This window comes from Pseudomonas serbiensis, assembly GCF_030580745.1.
GTDB lineage: Bacteria > Pseudomonadota > Gammaproteobacteria > Pseudomonadales > Pseudomonadaceae > Aquipseudomonas > Aquipseudomonas serbiensis.
This window is the reverse complement of sequence record NZ_JAUQOO010000003.1, coordinates 187,555-202,967: the sequence shown is the minus strand read 5'-3', so window position 1 is coordinate 202,967 and position 15,413 is coordinate 187,555. Positions and strand designations below refer to the sequence as shown.

16 protein-coding genes are annotated in these 15,413 nt (G+C 54.7%); 9 read left to right on the top strand and 7 right to left on the bottom strand.

The genetic code is table 11. The features are described 5' to 3' along the window. Positions 1-6 precede the first annotated feature (6 nt). Positions 7-489, bottom strand: a complete 483-nt coding sequence (locus Q6A51_RS05810) for a multidrug/biocide efflux PACE transporter (RefSeq protein ID WP_304574328.1) — start codon at positions 487-489, stop codon at positions 7-9. A 98-nt stretch (positions 490-587) separates the two neighbouring features. Here Q6A51_RS05810 and Q6A51_RS05805 point away from each other — a divergent pair, with 98 nt between their 5' ends. Next, positions 588-1,463 carry a LysR family transcriptional regulator gene (locus Q6A51_RS05805; protein WP_201018478.1) on the top strand — a complete coding sequence of 292 codons (876 nt, stop codon included), beginning with the start codon at positions 588-590 and terminating at the stop codon, positions 1,461-1,463. Positions 1,464-1,932: 469 nt separating this feature from the next. On the opposite strand, the gene Q6A51_RS05800 is transcribed toward Q6A51_RS05805, so the two are convergent. Beyond that, positions 1,933-2,829 (bottom strand): LysR family transcriptional regulator, encoded by an 897-nt coding sequence (locus Q6A51_RS05800; RefSeq protein ID WP_201018479.1) that lies wholly within the window; start codon positions 2,827-2,829, stop codon positions 1,933-1,935. 202 nt (positions 2,830-3,031) lie between these two features. On the opposite strand from Q6A51_RS05800, the gene Q6A51_RS05795 reads away from it, so the two are divergent. The 3 genes from Q6A51_RS05795 (at position 3,032) to Q6A51_RS05785 (ending at position 6,004) form a co-directional block, all read left to right on the top strand. After that, positions 3,032-4,375 carry an FG-GAP repeat domain-containing protein gene (locus Q6A51_RS05795; RefSeq protein WP_304574327.1) on the top strand — a complete coding sequence of 448 codons (1,344 nt, stop codon included), beginning with the start codon at positions 3,032-3,034 and terminating at the stop codon, positions 4,373-4,375. 139 nt (positions 4,376-4,514) lie between these two features. Beyond that, positions 4,515-5,639: a metallophosphoesterase gene (locus tag Q6A51_RS05790; protein WP_304574326.1), complete on the top strand. Its 1,125-nt coding sequence runs from the start codon at positions 4,515-4,517 to the stop codon at positions 5,637-5,639. Positions 5,640-5,833: 194 nt separating this feature from the next. Next, positions 5,834-6,004, top strand: coding sequence for a DUF2986 domain-containing protein (locus tag Q6A51_RS05785; protein ID WP_201018482.1), 171 nt, complete (start codon positions 5,834-5,836; stop codon positions 6,002-6,004). A gap of 504 nt (positions 6,005-6,508) precedes the next feature. Here the strand turns inward: Q6A51_RS05785 and Q6A51_RS05780 are convergent. After that, positions 6,509-6,904 (bottom strand): PA0061/PA0062 family lipoprotein, encoded by a 396-nt coding sequence (locus Q6A51_RS05780; protein ID WP_201004615.1) that lies wholly within the window; start codon positions 6,902-6,904, stop codon positions 6,509-6,511. A gap of 633 nt (positions 6,905-7,537) precedes the next feature. Between Q6A51_RS05780 and Q6A51_RS05775 the strand changes: the two genes are divergently transcribed. Both Q6A51_RS05775 and Q6A51_RS05770 read left to right on the top strand, forming a co-directional pair. Continuing rightward, complete coding sequence (locus Q6A51_RS05775; protein WP_304574325.1) at positions 7,538-8,659, top strand: saccharopine dehydrogenase family protein; 1,122 nt, start codon at positions 7,538-7,540, stop codon at positions 8,657-8,659. Positions 8,660-8,668: 9 nt separating this feature from the next. Beyond that, positions 8,669-9,160: a DUF2269 family protein gene (locus Q6A51_RS05770; protein WP_304574324.1), complete on the top strand. Its 492-nt coding sequence runs from the start codon at positions 8,669-8,671 to the stop codon at positions 9,158-9,160. 130 nt (positions 9,161-9,290) lie between these two features. Here the strand turns inward: Q6A51_RS05770 and Q6A51_RS05765 are convergent, their stop codons facing one another. From Q6A51_RS05765 to Q6A51_RS05750, 4 genes are all read right to left on the bottom strand, one after another. Further along, positions 9,291-9,605, bottom strand: coding sequence for a putative quinol monooxygenase (locus Q6A51_RS05765; RefSeq protein ID WP_304574323.1), 315 nt, complete (start codon positions 9,603-9,605; stop codon positions 9,291-9,293). Between the two features lie 44 nt (positions 9,606-9,649). Then, positions 9,650-10,651 carry a zinc-dependent alcohol dehydrogenase family protein gene (locus Q6A51_RS05760; protein WP_304574322.1) on the bottom strand — a complete coding sequence of 334 codons (1,002 nt, stop codon included), beginning with the start codon at positions 10,649-10,651 and terminating at the stop codon, positions 9,650-9,652. Between the two features lie 83 nt (positions 10,652-10,734). Then, a complete protein-coding gene (locus Q6A51_RS05755) occupies positions 10,735-11,388 on the bottom strand; it encodes a flavodoxin family protein (protein WP_201004606.1) in 654 nt (217 codons plus the stop codon). Beyond that, a complete protein-coding gene (locus Q6A51_RS05750) occupies positions 11,388-12,227 on the bottom strand; it encodes an SDR family oxidoreductase (RefSeq protein ID WP_304574321.1) in 840 nt (279 codons plus the stop codon). Before Q6A51_RS05750 ends, Q6A51_RS05755 begins: the two co-directional genes overlap by 1 nt. Before the next feature lie 317 nt (positions 12,228-12,544). Between Q6A51_RS05750 and Q6A51_RS05745 the strand changes: the two genes are divergently transcribed. The 3 genes from Q6A51_RS05745 (at position 12,545) to Q6A51_RS05735 (ending at position 15,198) form a co-directional block, all read left to right on the top strand. Further along, on the top strand, positions 12,545-13,291 hold the full coding sequence (locus Q6A51_RS05745; protein WP_201018486.1) for a YkgJ family cysteine cluster protein: 747 nt from the start codon (positions 12,545-12,547) through the stop codon (positions 13,289-13,291). A 180-nt stretch (positions 13,292-13,471) separates the two neighbouring features. After that, positions 13,472-14,563 (top strand): NADH:flavin oxidoreductase/NADH oxidase, encoded by a 1,092-nt coding sequence (locus tag Q6A51_RS05740; protein WP_304574320.1) that lies wholly within the window; start codon positions 13,472-13,474, stop codon positions 14,561-14,563. 113 nt (positions 14,564-14,676) lie between these two features. Further along, positions 14,677-15,198 (top strand): DUF2255 family protein, encoded by a 522-nt coding sequence (locus tag Q6A51_RS05735; protein ID WP_304574319.1) that lies wholly within the window; start codon positions 14,677-14,679, stop codon positions 15,196-15,198. Positions 15,199-15,413 lie beyond the last annotated feature (215 nt).

Here is a 15,413-nt window from a genome sequence, read left to right as displayed (position 1 = left end):
ATGCATTCAGGACCGTGAGGCCTCGCCACATCTGGACAGGCGGCGCTGCATGACCCGCTCGCGCACGAGGTCGTAGGCCCAGTTGAACAGCATGGTGTAAGGCAGGAACAGCAGCAGAATGCCGATATCCAGCAGGAAGGCTTCAAGCAGGCTGATGGACAACCACCAGGCGGCCAGTGGCACCACGGCGAGAATCAGCCCGCCTTCAAAACCCAGCGCATGAAGCAGTCGTTTGCCTATCGACATGGCGAAGCCGAACCGGGCTCTCAACTTGTCGAACAGGGCGTTGTAGACCATGTTCCAGATCATGGCCACTGTGGAAATCATCACCGTCATGGCCCCCATCATGCCGAGCGAATGCCCCATGATCCAGGCCAGCAGAGGCGCGATCATGATCACGCCGAACACCTCGAACAAGCTCGCATGCAGGATGCGCTCCTTGAAGGATTTGCTGGGCACAGCTGGGTGATTGTGGTTTGTCTGGCTCATTACAGATGACCTTTTGTGTTGCGGTAGAGTGCATTCTCATCGGTCATTGGGCTAAAGTGAAAATCGTTTCCATCGGAAAAACCGATAGTAGGTCGTCCATGAGTTTTTCACCCGAAGCCCTAGAAGCCTTTGCGCAGATCGTCGAACTGGGTTCTTTCAGCGCCGCTGCCCGTCGTCTGGGCAAGAGCCAGTCCACCATCAGCGAAGCCATTGCCCGCCTGGAAATCGATCTGGGGGTGGAGTTGTTTGACCGTTCTGCCCGCCAGCCGGTCCTGACCGAAGCGGGCAAGGCCATGCTGGGGCGAGTCGAGGATGTGCTCAGTGCTTCGGATCGCCTGCGCCGCACCGCCGGGCGCCTGGCGCAAGGTGCCGAACCGCGCCTGACTCTGGTGCTGTCCGATGCCAACCAGTTTTCCGAATTCGAGGCGCGCATGACGGAACTGGACCAGCGCTTTCCCGAACTTGAGCTGGAGTGCGTGTTTGCCGAGCATGGCGACGCGATCAACCTGATCCAGTCGGGGAGGGCGTCATTGGGTCTGTTATCGGCACAAGCGAGTTATCCGCCGGAAGTCGGTCATGCAACCATTGCCGAGTGCGCGGATTTCGGCCTGTTCGTGGCGCACAAACATCCGCTGGCCGCACTGGAGCAGGTGAGTTATCAGCAGCTGTCCCAATACCGGGCGTTGCGCCTCAATACCCTGATCGAGCACAGCATTCCCACCGACGATTTACCCACCAGTGGCTATCGCAACTGGTCAGCGCCCAATTACCTGTTGTTGATGGACATGGCCGCCTTCGGCTTTGGCTGGTCGGCACTGCCGCGCTGGCTGGTGTCGGGCTATGCCGGTGGGCGCTTGAAGGAACTCAAGGTTCCTGGCTGGCCGCGCAGCTCGGCAGTGGATGTGATCTGGTCGCGCCAGCGAGGCCTGGGACCGGCAGGGGCGTGGTTGCTGGAGACGCTGGTGCCAGCTTAGGCGTAATACTGATTAATCAAGGCACACACAAACTTGTAGGAGGCAGCTTGCTGGCGAAAAAGGCCTGAAAACCGCCAGATATTCTGCGTCTGTACGTGAAGTCGCCAGCAAGCTGCCTCCCACAAAGTGATTCATGACCTTATTGATCGGCTACCGGCCATTTTCTACAGGCAAATAAAAACCCGCCGAAGCGGGTTTTTCCCAAGACCATTCCAACTCCCTGTCGGCTGCCTTCCCGGCGATGGTCGATCATCCTTGATCCTGGCGAACTCCTTGTTCACCAGTTGTTGGATCCAATCTTACGAGCCTTGGCGAAGGGCAAAAAGAGCGAATTGTCCTCGGCTCGTGTAAGCCTTTGGCTATACGTCGAGGTAAAAATCTCCCACTGATGGCCGCGAGAATAAAAGGCAGGGTGTTCAAGAAAGGGTGAGCCCTGCATTGGCTGCCTCTAACGCCTTGTCATTGCTGGTTAATCCTTCCGGTAGCGCAGGGCGTCGACCAGCAGTTGAAAGGCGGGAGTATTCTGCCGACGGCTAGGATAGTAGAGGTAGTAACCCGCAAACTCAGGGCACCAGTCGTCCAGCACTCTCACAAGGCGTCCGGCTTCGACATGGCGTATCACTTGGGAGTCGAGTAGAGACGCGAGCCCGAATCCGGCAAGCGCCGCTTCCAGGATCATCTCGGGGCGGTTGAATGCAACTTGTCCCGAGACGCGAACCTGGGTCTGCCGACCCTCTTTCTCGAACTGCCACGCGGACATTCCACCCAGTGTCGGAAACCTGCGATTGATGCATTGATGATTGGCGAGTTGCTCTGGATGAGTCGGGACTGGATGCCTGGCCAGATATGCCGGTGAACCCACGATGACGCAGCGTTCCATGGGGCCAATAGGTATGGCGATCATGTCCTTGCTCACGTTCTCACCCAGGCGAATGCCTGCGTCATAGCGCTCGGCAACGATATCGACGAAGCCGTTATCGACAGTGACCTCGACTTCGATGTCAGGGTATTTGGGAAGCAGGCGATTCAGCGCAGGCCACAGGATGGTCTCGGCCACGTGATCTGCTGTCGTGATGCGGATGGTCCCGGCAGGTTTGTCACGCACATCGGTCAGGCTTTCCAACTGAGCCGTGATGTCGGCAAGCGCGGGCTTGAGTGTTTCAAGCAGCCGTTCCCCGGCATCGGTGGGGGACACGCTGCGGGTGGTGCGGGTGAGAAGACGCACGCCTAGCCGCGCTTCCAGCCTGCGGATCTTATGGCTCAGCGCCGATTGGGATGTTCCGAGACGGCCCGCAGCGCGGGTGAAGCTGCATTCTTCGGCAACGGCCACAAAAGCCATCAGGCTGCCCATCTCTTCCTGAAACATTTAGTCACCCTTGTCATGAACTGTGCGCCGATACGCCTTCAGGATCTTATAGGCTCCCCGTTTCACTGCCTATCTCCGGTTTATATATGACGTTGCGTCATATACCCATTCGATATTGCCTACTTAATCTTTCGGATCTTCCCGGTCAATAATCGGCGCTATAGCACCGCGCCGAGCGCTCGAATGACTGAAAGGAGATTTCATGAAAAGCAGCTTCTACGGACGAATGGGCTGGGTGACCTCAGGGTTCCTCTCGGTCATCTCGGCGGGTGTCCATGCCGCATCTTCCACCACCGTTGCAGATGCTTTTGACATCATCCCTGAACGACCTTCAAGCGTCTTCGCAGACGCGACCGCCACCCACGTGCCTGTCGCGCCGAGTCTCCATGCAACTGACTCGGTGTTCATCGATGTCGACAAGGACGGCGATCTGGATGTGGTGGTATCCGTCGAGCATGGTGTGAATCGCCTTTATCTCAATGACGGTCATGGCCGATTGACCGTTAAACCGGGCGCCTTTGGAACGGTGGTGCATGACAGCGAGCATGTCCGGGCCGCTGATTTGAATGCTGATGGCAACATGGACGTGGTATTCGTGGCTGAAGCCGATGAGGTGCATCAGCTTTTTCTGGGTGACGGGAAAGGCGGATTTACCGACGCCAGTGATCGTTTGCCTGAAACCAGCCAAGGCAATGCCCTGGCGTTGGGTGATGTCAATGGAGACAACCTGCCCGACATCCTGATTGGCAGCACAGGCGAAACGGATTACGCGCCCGACGCGAAGATTGTTCCAGCACGAAACCTGCTATTTCTGAACGACCCCAAGCGACCTGGCCATTTCATCAATGCCACGCAAACCCATTTGCCAAAGACCAACGATCAAACCGAAGGGGTGGTTTTGGCTGACATGGACGGTGACGGGGATCTCGATATGGTGCTGGCAAGCCCGGCGTTACCGAACCGGCTCTTGCTGAACGACGGGAAAGGGCATTTCAAGGATGCTTCCGACCGACTCGACCTGCGCGTACCGATGGAAACCCGGGAAGTACACGTTGCCGACATGAACCGCGACGGCCATCTGGATATCGTATTTTTCAATATCACCAGCAATAACTTCGGGTGGGACAAGGATCCTCAAACCCGGATTCTGGTGAACGATGGCAAGGGGCGTTTCCTGGATGAAACAGCGCAGCGGTTCCCCGCGCACACGTTTTCAAGCTGGGCCGGGACAGTGGTGGATTTCAACGGCGACGGGCACCCCGATCTGCTCGTCGGTGCAATTCAGATCCCGGGGTTCGTTCCGCTCCAGTTGCGTGCGTGGCAGAACGACGGTCAAGGCCATTTCAAGGATGTCACCGCCGATGTCGTACCCGGCATCACTGTAGGGCGTAGCTGGAGCATGGGGCGCGGTGATCTGGACGGCGATGGCAAGGACGATGTCTTTATCGGCGGTTGGGGAACCCAGGCACGGCTGCTGCTCAGTGACAAAGAGGGGTATCGGAGTTCGTTGCCGCCCATGACGCAGTTGACCCCGGTTTCACGCTAGGGTTGTTGTGTTGGATCGATCAGGTCTTTCGAGACAGTACCGGGTGTGGAGCACGTTTCTCTGCCGTGGCACTTGACGGTATGTTTGACAAGTAGCCGCCCAAAGCGGCTGCTTTGTATTTTATTTCAAGGTTGAAGCCGTGTTTCATACGTATCTCACTATTGCTTGCCTCTATGTCCTGGCGCGGTGTGTTTATCCGCTGAAGATTTCGAAGTTCGCACGCTTGTTGATAGCCATCGGTCTGCTGATCATTTCCAAGTATCACTATGGGTCCTTGTTGATCTATGGAGACATGTGGTCGCCAGAGTTACCTTTTGGGGTCGTACTTATCCTGGGCTGGCTGTTCTGCGCCTTTGTGTTGCTCACGGTGTTCACGTTGATCAGTGATGTGGCGGGCCTTGCTCTGATAGTGTCCGGGCGTCGGCCAGTATTCACGCGGATAGCCCCCAGGTTGCGGGTCGGCTCGGTCGTGGTGGCATTAGGTCTGGCGGCAGTGGGGGTCCAGCAGGCGACCAGGGTTCCGGAGGTTCGCAGGGTTGAACTGGCCATTGATAACCTGCCCCCGGAGTTCAATGGATTCCGTTTCGTACAGCTCAGCGACCTTCATATCAGTCGGCTGTTTCCTGAGCGCTGGGCCCGCGCAGTGGTCGATCGAACCAACGAACTTTCACCTGACCTTGTGCTGATCTCCGGCGACCTTATCGACGGCTATACGCAGGCAAGACGTAACGATGTAAAACCTTTGGCAGACCTGCAGGCGCGATACGGCGTGATCGGTATCCCCGGCAATCACGAGTATTACTTCGATTACTCTGCGTGGGCACCTGTGTTCAAGGGCATGGGGATAAAAATGCTGGAGAACCAGCATGTGGTACTTCAGCAGGGGAGTGCGGCCCTCACGATTGCAGGTGTCACGGATGATGTCGCCCCGAAATACGGATTTGCAGGCCCGGATCTGGCCCGGGCACTGGCCGGAGCCCCGGCCGGCGCACCAACGATTCTGCTCAGTCACAGGCCCGAAGGGGCAATGAAAAATGCTGAAGCAGGCGTTCAGGTGCAACTGTCCGGTCATACGCATGGGGGCATGATCGTGGGGTTTGATCAAGTCGTTGCCGGTGCCAACGAAGGGTATGTATCCCGCGGCTATGACGTGGGCCGGATGAAGTTGTACGTGAGCAATGGCACAGGATTATGGATGGGGTTCCCTGTTCGGCTGGGTGTCCCTTCCGAGATAACTGAATTTGTACTCAGGCCAGCAGGTTAAGTCTGTGGAAGGCCTGTACTTGTAAGTGATCGGGCAGGACCAGGCTTTGTACGAAAAGTGACTGCGCTCGGTGATGCTGCGTTAAAAACAGGCTCGTGCGCGAGTCCGGGCTCTCTGGGGCGAGCAAGGGGTGACGGTATTGTCCTCATACTCAAGCTGATATCATTCGCGAGTTCACAGATTGAGTGGAAAACATGAACCGTCGTAAGAAAATACAGCAGCTATTGAAGGCTCACGCCAAAAAGGCCAGTGCCAAATTGGCACCGAAAAACAAGCCGAAATACATCTGTAAAGCTGACCGACTGAAGCTGGCTGCTGAACCCGTTCAGGACGCGAACGTTTCATCTGCTGGCGACTCCCTGTGAAGGCGCGCCAAGGGGCAGGCAATATTCATAGCGCCAGGGAGATATGGTTGGGCTCGTACTGGCCTGCTGTCGCCAGGATCTCGCTCGAAATTTTCAGCGCACGCCATTGAACGCATGCCCGAAGCTTTTCTACAGGCAAATAAAAACCCGCCGAAGCGGGTTTTTCCAAAGACCATTCCAACTCCCTGTCGGCAGCCCTCCGGGCCATGGTCGATCGTCCTTGATCCTGGCGAACTCCTTGTTCACCAGTTGTTGGATCCAATCTTACGAGGCCTGTCGAAGGGTAGAAAGAGCGAATCGTCCTCGGGTTGTGTAAGCCTTTGGCTATGCGTGGCGTGAAATTTCCCTGATCCATTTCGGACGCAGGCTGCCTGCGCGCTGATCCATCTGGCCGCGACGGCTGTATTCCAGACTATGAACAGAGTATCAAGAGGCAAGGCAGGTTCTATTGTTGCGTGTGCAAAATAGAAAGGATAAGTCTTATAAGTCAAAGGTTTTACTTGATTACAGGCACGCTATCTTTTCGGTTTTAGCCAGCGTTTTTCCATTGTTGTCAATAAGCGCTATTTGTAGATCCGGGCCAGCGTTTTTTTCAACCAACGTATAATGTTGGTCAGCCATGAAGTTGTCATAAGCGAGTGTGGCCAGGCAGCGGCGATGGCTCTGTTGGTAGCCGATCTGCACAAGGCCCAGCTCCAGTTCGTGTTTCCCTTCCGATACCTGGAACTGTGTCAGGCTTTGGGGGCGCTGCTGATCCAGCCGTCTGGCGGTCATTTCATTGCCAATCCGTGCTTGTAGGTGAACGACGGATTCACCACTTTTAATAGCAGGAGATTTTGTTGAACATGCGGTCAGAATCAATATGGAAAACATGAGTAACGTGGATTTTAACAAGTTCATAGTACGGCTTCTCTGTCTAAAGATAGGGTGGGTGGCTTATATGAAGTTAATGTTTATGGCCGCAGGGAAACGACATGCAGGCCAAAACGATGGCGCATCGGTTTTCTGGCACGGGCAGCCAGGTCGATAACTTGATGTTTTCGTATTGTGTTGGAGTCGGCTTATTCTATGCGTGAGCATGTTCTGCCGCATCGCAAGATGCTGCAAGCCTCTATGCACAGGATTGTATAATCCTGCCTCGAGGGATCTCGCTTTGAGGGGGGCTGTGGTGAGCGCTTACCGAAAAACCAGCTTTCACTTTTCTACAGACAAATAAAAACCCGCCGAAGCGGGTTTTTCCCAAGACCATTCCAACTCCCTGTCGGCTGCCTTCCCGGCGATGGTCGATCATCCTTGATCCTGGCGAACTCCTTGTTCACCAGTTGTTGGATCCAATATTACGAGCCTTGTTGAAGGGTAAAAAGAGCGAATTGTCCTTGGGTCGTGTAAGCCTTTGGCTATACGTTGGATCTGAAATTTCCCTATGCCCTTCGCCCGCGAAAGGGATCAAGCGACGATCCTCTCAGCTTGAACGCCTGTGGAATATCAGCGAAGCTGCCGCCGCATCAATCAATGGATATCGGGAAGTTACGCATGACGCTCAGAGTGATGGTGGTCGGTGGCTATGGAAACTTCGGCAGTATCATTTGCCGCCATCTGGCCGCTGTACCCGATATCGAGCTGGTGATTACAGGGCGTGATGCGCAAAAGCTGTCCGGCAAGGTCGAGGCACTTGGGCGGCAGTCTGGCAAGACCGTGCAAAGCTGGTGCGGCAATGCCATGGGCGCTGACCTGAAGCCGGCACTGGTGCAAATGGGCATTCAGTGGGTGATTCACACGGCTGGTCCGTTTCAGGGGCAATCCTATGCCATTGCCGAGTCCTGCATCGAGGCTGGCGTCAATTACTGCGACTTGTCCGACTGCCGCCACTTCGTCAACGGCATTTCAGCGCTCGATGCACGCGCCAGAGCGGCGGGCGTGGCGATCTTCAGCGGTTGCAGTTCCGTGCCTTCGCTGTCTTCGGCCATCATCGATCAACACCGCCATCGCTTTACCCGCATCGACACCATCAACCATGGCATTTCTTCGTCAGCGAAAATGCCGGGCCTGTCGACCATAGAAGGTGTGCTGGCGTACGCCGGCAAGCCGATCAGCCAGCTCAAGGAAGGGCAGGTGCATGCGGTGCCGGGCTGGCAGGGACTGACCTTGCGCAAGATGCCGATGATGGGCACCCGGCTCCTGGCCAATGTCGATGTCCCCGATATGGATATTTTTGCCGGGCGCTATGGCGCCAGGAACCTGAGCTTCAAGGCCGGGTCGGGCTTGAAACTCGGAGGTGTCGCCAACTATTTGCTGGCTCTGGCAGTGAAGGCGGGGTTGATCCGTTCTGTTCCTGTGTGGGCTGCGAGGCTGCATCGCTGGGGGACGTGGTTTGAGCGTTTTGGTGACGGAAAAAGTGCGATGTTCATTGATGTTCACGGCGGCGACCATGACGCCAGGCCGTTGCTGATGACGGTGCAATTGACGGCTTCCAATGACAAAGGGCCGGAAATTCCCAGTTGTGCAGCCGTCGCCCTGATGGAAAAGGTCAATCGCGGTTACAAGCCTGAACCCGGTGCCCGGGCCTGCGTGGGAGAGATTACCGTTGACGAGTACCTGGCAGCGATCAACGAGCCGTTGAATATCCATCTGTCAGTACAGTTTTCCGACACGTAGCGCTGACCGATGACTTATCTTCTCCTGAAATACACCCACATCATCGCGGCGATTTTCCTGTTTGGTTTCGGCATGGGGTCTTACCTTTACCTGATCGCCGCAAGCCGCACTGCCAACCCGCACGTCATCGCACATGTCGCCAGAATGGTGGTGCGCTTTGACACCTGGATTACCACCCCGGCGGGTTTTGTGCAGATCATCACCGGTTACCTGCTGACCCGCATCATGGGCCTGCCCCTGACCACGGAATGGGTACTGACCTCGCTGGTGATTTTCCTGTGTGTCGGCTCACTCTGGCTGCCGGTGCTGATCCTGCAAAATCAATTGCAGGCGATGGCTCTGGCCGCAGTCAACTCGGGTGCAGAATTGGGGGCGGAGTATCGGTCGATTTACCGGAAGTGGTTCTGGATGGGCGTGCTCGGGTTTGCGGGCATGTTCGTTATTGTGATGATCATGGTGACGAAGATGGCGCCATGGCAGTTTGTCGGGTTATTGCTTTGAATATGCCCCGATAACTTACTGCATCCACTGGATGCCGCTGGATCGTTGAAAGTGGAGGGCCTATGACCTGAGCCGATAAGCCCTCCTTCCCGATTGGTAAACCTGCCAAGGGCATCGATACAAGGAGTGGTTACCGGATCAGCTTCAACGTCTGGAGGTGAGTGGGTTTGGAACACAGCGATTCTGCTGCCGAAACAAATGACAGAAAGTGTGCTGTGGTCGTGTGTTCATCAAGGGCGGCTTGACTAGACCAGGCCTCATAAATGACGAACGTTCCAGAGTGCTCTGTATCGACGTGCAGCACATAATGAATACAGCCCGGCTCTGCCCGGGACGCAGAGACAAGCACACTCAGCATTTCAGCCAATCGGGATTCTTCACCGGCAATCGCCTTCAGGGTCGCGATGATATGAACCTGTGTGTTTTCTAATTCAGTGGTGCTCATGGCTAATCCTTGGCAATTCATTTGAGTGACACAGAAGGTATCGTTTATACGCTCTGTCGCTCGATGACAATCTTTCCGATGGCATGACCTGACTCAAGACGCGCATGCGCAGCGCTGACTCCTGATGCCGTAAATTCATGACGGCTGTCGATCAAGGGTTGAATCAGGCCTCGATCAACCAGTGCAGCCAGACGCTCCAGGATGTCGCCATGATGTTTTCTGTCTTCGTCATGAATGATGGAGATGGCCATGAATACAAAGTCGAGTCGCAGAGCCTTGAAATGCATGTCGGTAAGGTCGTAAGTGTCGTAACCAATGATCGATACGACATGCCCTTTGCGTTTTGCTGCTTTCAGCGAGTTTTGTAAGACTTCGCCTCCCAGGGTGTCGAAGACCGTATCAAAACCTTTGCCCTGGGTAATTCGCTGACTGTATTCCAGCGGCTTTTCGCTGCGATAGAAAATCACTTCATCGGCACCCAGGCGGCGGGCTGTTTCCGCTTTTTCAGGCGTCGAAACCGTTGTTGATACCCGCGCCCCCATGACCTTCGCCAACTGAACGGCGATATGACCGACCCCGCCGGTACCTCCGTGGACCAGAACGTTATCGTTGGGTTTGATCGAGGCTCTGTCGATTAGCGCTTCCCATGCGGTAATGGCCACCAGTGGCAAGCTCGCGGCCTCTCCAAAGGACAACGATTCAGGTTTGAGAGCGAGCATGTTTGCGTCTGCCTCCATCTGATCGGCCAAGGCACCTGGAATGCCGACGATACCGCCGAAGCACCCGTAGACTTCATCGCCAGGTTTGAAGCGGGTCACCCCGTCACCGACTGAACTGATCACTCCGGAAACATCGATGTGGAGAGTGGCAGGGAACGTGAGGCCATCCGTGCCCTCGCTGCCTCGGCGAATTTTCGTATCCACTGGATTCACGCTGGTCGCGCGAATATCAATGATGACGTGACCGGGACGGGCGACGGGGTCAGTGGTGTCTATTTCAATAAAGACATGGCAGTCGCCATGCTGATTGATCGCGATAGCTTTCAAAAGTAAACCTCATAGAATTCGAGAACCCGATGCTTGGGCATTTCGTTACGATTCAGCGCCTGCCGTGGTTATAGCGTGAGATATCAATACTTTTTCTCCAGGAGGTTCTGAACAGAATCAAGCAGTTCGGCTCGGCTCATTTGCCAGAAAAACCGACCACGCCTGATGAACTCCTGATAAAGGAGGTGACCGCCACGCGATTCAATCAGTTGTGAAAACTTATCGATTTCTTCCGACTTGAATCGGCTGTTGCCGGTCATGATCAACACCACTTCCTTTCCAGAAAGATCTCTATCCCTGACAAAAGTCCACAGCGGTGGTGCAGGACGGAACATCCAGGTAGGCGACACCAGATAAATGCGTTTTGCAGACTGAATATCAACCGCTTCAACTTCGATTTCAGGAAAAGCCTCAGCCTCGGCGTCTGCTATCGCTTTGCGTTGTCCCTGAAAGCTCAATGGGTAATTCGCGTTGATCCTGGCGATTGGCGTATTGAGCCGCGTTGCCACTTCGTGCGCGACGGCTTCCGAATGCCCGGAACGGGAGTAGTACACAACAACATACTCATGGGGTACGTCGGCAGTGGCCTTGAATCCAGGGCTTCCCACATAGGTTTGATCCTTCACCGCCATAGCGGTGAAAGCACTCAGGCTCACGACAACTGCGACTAATGCCAGAGCAATCACGTAGCGATGACTGAGGCTTTTTTTCGCAGGATCACCTGGTTTCCCGGCCACTAATCGTCATGCGCCAGAGAGGATGACAGCGTACGATGTGCATTGGCCTGTTCGAGCATGAGTCTGGCTTTGGCCTCAAAAGCTTCCAATGCATCTGTACCGCCCACGAAACGAGAAGGTGGGGTTGCACTGCCGGCAAGGGTGACAATAGCCAGCGCGAGTTTTGCTGGATCTCCCACTTGCTTACCGCTCATGCCACTCAACACAGTGACCGTTTCACGTGTTTTTTCCGCATAGTCCTCAATAGTGGGCTCGACAAATGTCGTCGAGTCTCTGGTCAGTAGTTCTGTCCGGAAAAAACCAGGCTCCACGAGCATTGTCTTGATTCCAAACTGATCAACCTCCGATGCCAGAGATTCCATCCATCCCTCCACGGCGAACTTACCGGCGGCATAGGCACTGCAGAACGTCCCCCCGACAATTCCGGCGGTTGAAGAAATAGTCACGACGGTGCCAGAGCGTTGTTTACGCAGTACAGGGAGGACCGCGCGAGTAACGTTCATCGGTCCGAACAACAATGTTTCGATCTGACTGCGAACGTGCTCTTGGGTAAGCTCCTCGAAAAATCCAGCGTAAAAGTTACCCGCGTTATTGATGAGTACATCGATCTTGCCGAACTTTTCAATGGCCAGCGCGACGGCTGCTTGTGCATCTTCAGGTTGGGTGATATCCAGTTTCACCGTGAGCAAATCCGGGTGGCTTCCCACTGCAGTTTCTACCTTTTCAGCGTCACGCCCGGTAGCAACCACCGCGTATCCTGCCGCCAATGCAAACTTGGCCAGGTGAACGCCCAGGCCTCTGCTGGCACCGGTGATGAGCCATACACTTTTCTGCGTCATTTGATTTTCCTCGCCTTCAGGGTAAGGGAGCGCCAGGCTTCAGGTCTGAGACATCCCCTCGTTTCATACTTATTCTCTCGCCAAGGCAGCGTTGAGGGGTTGCAGACTTCGTTTGAAATATTGCCTAAAACGACGAATAGCAGAGTGATGCAGGAAAACTTCGCGTATTGCATACGTTGTAACTAATTGTAAGTAATTGGAACGAGCAAGTATTGCCGCGAAATGGGCAACAGTGTGATCAGGCAGCTCATACATACTCCGCCAAACGTCAATCAAGGTGTTTGGACGCTTTATCGCGTCGTCGGGCGAGTAAATGTATGGGGAATAATGAAGTACGCTTTGCCTGCAATACATGTGGCGTGTGTTGCAAGGGCCGTCTGGTTCCTCTCACGCTGGGTGAGGCCAGGCGCTGGCTGGAAAGAGGGCATGAGGTCGCGGTGCTACTGGAGGCTTTTGACGAGTTTCACTGGCCTGGTGAGTCCGACAGATTCAACCATAATGCGGGTCGTTCAGTTCCGGTTGAAAGCGGTAGTCATCAGATTAATGTGACCCCGATTTTTGCAGGTAATGCACTCACTCAATGCCCTAATCTGGATGACCAGAATCGTTGCGGTATTTACGAAGAGCGCCCGTTGGTTTGCCGAATTTATCCGTTGGAAATATCACCCTTTATTGCCTTGGATCCCGCCAAGAAGATTTGCCCCCCCGAGGTATGGGAAACCGGAGAAGTCATTTTCTCTGATCGCGTTACTGATCCTGTGGTGCTCGATCAGATCAATGAGTCCAGGCGCTCTGACAGGAATGATGTCGGGGCCAAAGTGGCTATTTGCGAATCGATGGGAATGACCGTTGCTGCCTGGAAGGAAGACGCGCTGGCGGTTTATCTGCCTCTCGGGGATGAGTTGAAGACTGCTATTGAGCGATTTGACCTGGGGCAGAGCAAGCCGGGCGAAGTGCATTGGCGGGTGCATATTGAGAACGAGAATTTGCGAGAAACACTTATCAAGCGTGGGGCTCACGTCGATAGTGGAGATTCGCCCGACTATATTTTTTATAAGTTGTAGCGCGGGAATAGATGCTCGAGGTGTGCATTTAAAACCCGGCTGATATACGCCAAGAGGCAGAGGAGTATTGCCCATCTGAAAGCGCATCATTTTGTGCAGTCTTTCGCTTCTATCAGGCAAATAATGAATACACCTTCATGGCCATAATTTGCTCATTCTGATCAATAAGCGGATTAACTCATGAGCTCGTTATTTTCACCTTATACATTGAAGGACGTCACACTACGCAACCGCATCGTGGCATCACCCATGTGTCAGTACCAGGCCGTAGAAGGGGCGTTGAATGGCTGGCACAGGACCCACTACGAGGCATTGGCAAAAGGCGGAGCCGGTCTGGTCGTGGTTGAAGCGACTTCAGTCAATCCTGAGGGCCGTATCACACCGGGCGATGCGGGAATCTGGAGTGACGATCACGTTACCGGTTTTGCGGAAGTTGCCTTGTTAATCAAGAACGCCGGAGCAGTGCCCGGTATTCAACTGGGTCACGCAGGGCGCAAGGCTGGATGTACGCCACCCTGGGTAGGAGGGCATCCACTTGAAGCGTCAGACCCGCAGCACTGGCAGCCTGTGTCATCGAGTGCTCTTCCTTACGTCCCTGACTCCTCTTACCTCCCTGACGAGCTGACGGTCGAAGGAATTAAAAGCATACAAGAAGATTTTGCGTCCGCCGCTGCGCGTGCTCACCGTGCCGGTTTCGAGTGGCTGGAATTGCACTTTGCACACGGTTTTCTCGGCCAAAGCTTCCTGTCTCCCAAGACAAATGTTCGCACTGACGAATACGGCGGATCGTTGCCCGATCGAGCGCGTTTCCTGCTCGAAATTGTCGCGGCGGTCAAGCAGGCCTGGCCATCAAATCTTCCGCTGACGGTCCGTTTCGGAACGGTCGACTTTGGGGAAGACCTCGAAGCATCAATGGCAGAGTCGATTCAGGTTCTCCAATGGTTGCAGGAAGGCGGCGTGGATTTTGTGGACTGCTCGCTTTCCCTGGCTGTGCCTGGCGAGCCAGTGCCATGGGGTCCCAACTTCATGGTGCCGTTTGCCGAGCGTGTGCGTGCCGAGACGGACCTGCCCGTCGGTACGAGCTGGATGATTACCGACGCCCATGAGGCGGATGGATTCATTCGTTCCGGCTCCCTGGATCTTGTGTTCTTTGCACGGACGCTGTTGGCAAATCCTCACTGGCCATTCCAGGCAGCACGTGCGTTGGGTATTCCTGATCCGGCTTCAGTGTTGCCGACACCCTACGCTTACTGGCTGCAGAACTGGGGCTGAATGATTCTGCCGAGCGCTCCTGCCTGAATGAATGGGCAGGACGCTCTCGATAAATGAGTCATTTGTCTTGTGCCTGATTTATAGGCTGTATCTCAAACCCGGAGAATCATTAGATGAGCAAGTCTGTTTCATACATCAAAGAAGCCAGCGCCTCATTACTCATTGCGGGTGCGCTTGTATTTTCCAGTCTGAGCGCTGCCGATGGTGCTGAAGCCATATCTGGTCCGGCAGCACCGGACAACGCTACGACGTCCTACTTGAGCGCCTGGTCTGGCGACGAACTCAATCGCATCATCAAGGCAGATGACCTCAAGATTTCTCCATTTCGCGAGGATGGCGTGACTTACGGAACGCCCACCTGGATATGGTGCGTGGAAGTGGATGGCAACCTCTATGTGCGTGCGTACCACGGCAAGGCATCTTCCTGGTACAAGGCTGCCATTCGTGAAAAGGCCGGGCGCATCATCGCGGCTGGAATGACCCGCGATGTAAGTTTTGAAGGCGTTGACGGTGCTATCAATGAGCGAATTGATCAGGCCTATCGCGCCAAATACAGCAGCAGCCCTTATCTCGCGGACATGATCAGCGATCAAGCGAAAGGCGCAACGGTAAAAATCTCTCCCAAGGCATCCTGATGTCTTCTAAGGCGCTACTTCTAAATGCTGAACCCATCATTTCGGGCAGTCATTTTTCTTGAAATGTATTGTTACGAGCAGCCTGGGTCTCTAGCAATTAATTGGATTGGGCAATAAACGCATTTTTTCCGGCAAATCTGCCTGGGGCTGGCCAACCATACTTGATCGCAGAATGGCGCCTGATGAGTGGGTGCAGCGCTTTCGGACATTATTGG